The 3,739-nt window shown below is 68.3% G+C and carries 1 protein-coding gene and 1 pseudogene; both read right to left on the reverse strand.

What is annotated here, in order from left to right; genetic code table 11:
- Positions 1–106 precede the first annotated feature (106 nt).
- Positions 107–759: pseudogene (locus AB0469_RS40915) on the reverse strand (IS5 family transposase); the annotation flags it as partial.
- A gap of 27 nt (positions 760–786) precedes the next feature.
- Positions 787–3,162 carry an MMPL family transporter gene (locus AB0469_RS40920; protein ID WP_366456691.1) on the reverse strand — a complete coding sequence of 792 codons (2,376 nt, stop codon included), beginning with the start codon at positions 3,160–3,162 and terminating at the stop codon, positions 787–789.
- Positions 3,163–3,739: the final 577 nt, after the last annotated feature.

Consider the following 3,739-nt stretch of genomic DNA (forward strand, 5'->3'; position numbering starts at 1 on the left):
GAGTTCCGTCAGCCGCAGGGTCTGGGGTGTCGTGGTCTGCGGTGCCGTGCTGTGTATCGGCTTCGATAAGCCCATGCTGCGTGCCTTTCCCCTAATAGACGTCGTTTCATTTGGTGAGGCGGCGGTGGCAGATGAGGGTGCATGCGATGCTCGTGAAGGCGAGGAAGTGTTCGGCCTTGCGTTCATAGCGGCGGTGGAGTCGGCGACAGCCGGCGAGCCAGGCCATCGTGCGTTCGATGGTCCAGCGATGTCGGCCCAGCCGTTGTGAGGGCTCGACGCCCTTGCGGGCGATGCGGTGCTTGATGCCGCGTCCGCGTAACCATCTCCGCAGGTGGGCGTAGTCGTAGCCCTTGTCCGCGTGGAGCTTGCCGGGTTTGCGACGTCGGCGACCGCGCCGCGACCGGATGGGCGGTATGCCACGGACGAGGGGCTCAAGGGCCTGGCTGTCGTGCAGGTTCGCGCCCGAGATTCCGACGGACAGGGGCAGACCGGTCCGCTCGGTGATCAAGTGGATCTTCGAGCCGTACTTACCCCTGTCGACAGGATTCGGGCCTGTCAGTTCCCCCTTTTCAGGGCTCGCATGTTGACTGAGTCGATCGCGCAGCGGGACCAGTCCGGTTCGCCGCGGGTGCCGAGCTCGTCAAGCTCCAGGCGGTGGAGCTTGGCCCACACCCGCGCCTTCGTCCACTTGGTGAACCGCCTGTGGGCTGTTGCACCGGACGGCCCGAATCACGTGCAGCCCGACGTGGCCACAAGCACCTCCCCCTCCTCGTCGGAGGGGCCGGCCTACCTCTGGTAGGGGTTGGGTCGGCCGTCGTGGCCCTGCTGCTGCGGCTGTGTCCATCCCGGCGTCGGGGCGTACGGGTCCTGTGGGGCGTACGGCTGCTGGGGAGCGTACGAGTGCTGCGGGGTGTGCCCGGCCTCCTGAGCGCAACCGTGGCCCTGTGCGGACCGCGTGGTGCCGGCCGGTACCGGCTGCAAGAGCCGCGGCCGGCGGGTGTCGTCGGGCCCGGCCGCGTGCTGTGCGCGGCGGGTGGCGGAGAGGCCGCCCGGCCACCAGTTCCACTTGCCGAGGGCGGTCATCAGGGCCGGCAGGACGAAGATGCGGATGATCACGGCGTCGAGCAGGATCGCCGCTGCCAGGCCGACGCCCAGCTGCTTGAACTCCACCATGCTGAGGGTGCCGAAGATCGCGAACACGGCCACCATGACGATCGCGGCGCTGGTCACGACGCCGGCGGAGTGGGTGATGCCGTCGCGGACGGCGTCACGGACGTTCGCCCCGCTGAGGGCGGCCTCGCGGATCCGGCTCACGACGAACACGTGGTAGTCCATCGACAGGCCGAACAGCACCACGAAGAGGAAGAGCGGCAGCCAGGAGACGACTGCCCCCGAGCTGTGGAAGTCGAGCACGTCCTCGGCCCAGGTGTTCTGGAAGACGGCGACGAGGACACCGAACGAGGCGGCCGCCGACAGCAGGTTCAGGAGGATCGCCGAGAGCGCCACGGCGAGAGAGCGAAAGATGGTGGCCATGGTGGCGAAGGTCAGCAGCAGGATGAAGCCGACCACCCACGGCATCCGGTTCTCCAGGTGGGCGGTGAAGTCGACGCCCTGAGCCACCTTGCCGCCGACCGCGCCCTCGGCGTCCTGGACGGGTGCGATCGCCTCGGGCAGCCAAGTCCGCAGCAGTGCGAGGGACTCCTGGGCCCCGTTGCTCCTGGGCGAGTGCGGGGTTCCGACGGCGACGGTATGCACGCGCTTGTCGGCCGAGGCGCGGATCGTGGGCTTCTGGTCGTGGGCGAACAGCTCCTGGCCATCGGTGCGGTCCAGCAGGGTCTTGAGCGCGGCTTCGACCTCACCGGCCTTCTCGGCGGGGGCCCGCACGGCCACCTGGTGCACGGTGCCCTTGCTGGGGAAGGCGGCGGTCAGCCGGTCCATTGCCTGGACGACCGGAATGTCGCGGGAGAGATCGTCCGAGCCGGGCTGCTTCAGCTTCATGTCGAGAGCGGGCAGGGCGAGGGCGAGCAGGGCGCCGACGGAGACCACGAGGGTGAGCGCGGGCCGGACGAGGGCGGGGCGGAGCAGCACGGGCCAGAGCCGGGATTTGTTGGAGCCCATCGTCAGCCGCCACAGCAGCGGAACCTTCGGCCGGTCGACCCAGCGGCCGAGCTTGGCGAGGAGGGCGGGGAGCACGGTCAGAGAGGCCAGGACGGCGACGGCCACGACGATGATCGAGCCGGTGGCCAGGGAGGCGAAGGTGGCCTCCTGGGCGAGGTAGAGGCCGGCCATGGAGACGATGACGGTGGTGCCGGAGACCACGACGGTGTGTCCGGAGGTCTCGGCGGCGATCTCGATGGCGTCGAGGTGCAAGGCGCCCTTATGGCGTTCCTCACGTTCCCGCTTCAGGTAGAAGAGCGAGTAGTCGACGCCGACGGCCATGCCCATGAGCAGGATGACGTTGCTGACCGCGCTGGTCTCGGGCATGACGTGGGAGGCCAGGGTCGACAGACCGATGGCGGCGCCGACGCAGGACATCGCGAGGAGGACCGGCACGCCGGCGGCGATGATCGCGCCGAAGACTACGAGCAGGATCAGCAGGGTCAGCGGAAGGCTGATCAGCTCGGCCTTCTTGAAGTCCTCGCCCAGGGTCTCGCCGAGCCCCCTGGCGGTGGAGCCGGTCCCGATCTGGTCGATCCTGATGCCCTCGTAAGTCTTCTGGGTCGCCGCGCTCGCGTTGAGCAGCGGCTGGACGCGGGTGTCGGCGTTCTCCGTGTCGCCCTTCATCGTGACGGGGAGCAGCAGCGCCTTGCCGTTGCGGGAGGGGAAGGCGGTGCCGACGCTCTCCACCTCGGGCAGCGCCTTCATCTTCCCGATGAGCTCCTCGGCCACCTTCCGTGCGGTGGCGATGTCCAGCTTCCCGCCGTTCGCGGCGCTGATGAGGACGTTCTCCTCGGGCTTCTCGGTGAAGTGGCCCTGGGCGGTGATCCGGCCGGCGCGGCCGGACTCGCCCACCCCCGACTCCTCGTCGCTGATCTTGTTCGTGCCGGCGGCTCCGCCCAAGAAGAGACACAGCGCGACGAAGACGACCCAGAGCCCGATGGCGGACCACGGATGCGTGGCGCTCCATCGTGCGATCCGTACCGTTGCTGGTTTCTTTCGCACCTTCTGTTTCCCTCCATTGCTGCGGAACCGCCGGGGCGGATGCCGTTCTGCGACGAGTGGAAAACTAGTCACGGGAGGAGGGCGTGGGCACAAGGTAAACCGTCTGGGTAGCCGCAGTTTTCCACAGCCTTCACCCTGCGGTTTCCCGTAACGCTCTTGAGTGAAATCGCGGCCCGGCGGCGGAGGAGTCCATCCGCAAGGCATCCCCGGCGGACATCCGCCGGCGGCGGTCCCCCGCGATCTGCTCTGCTTCTGCCGATGCCGTCCGTGCGAGCGGTGGCCATGCACGAAGGTCAAGCGAACGCCGCAGTGACAGGGGCTGCTGCTGCGCTACTAAGTTGCAGTGGGCACGCCATTGATGGCATCCGTGGACTGCTCTGCTCGCTGTCACTGCATGCGGTGTGGGCACACGTGCGCGGGACGGTCTGCCAAGACCGTCCCGCGCCCTCACCAGACCGCTGGACTCCCCACACTCAAGCCGTTGAACCGTTCCGGGTTCGGTAGGGACTCGATCATTTGAGAGGATCGAGTCATGGCACGTCCGTCCCAGTACCCGCTTGAGCTGCGCCGTCGTGCG

Source organism: Streptomyces sp. NPDC093801 (genome assembly GCF_040701585.1).
GTDB lineage: Bacteria > Actinomycetota > Actinomycetes > Streptomycetales > Streptomycetaceae > Streptomyces.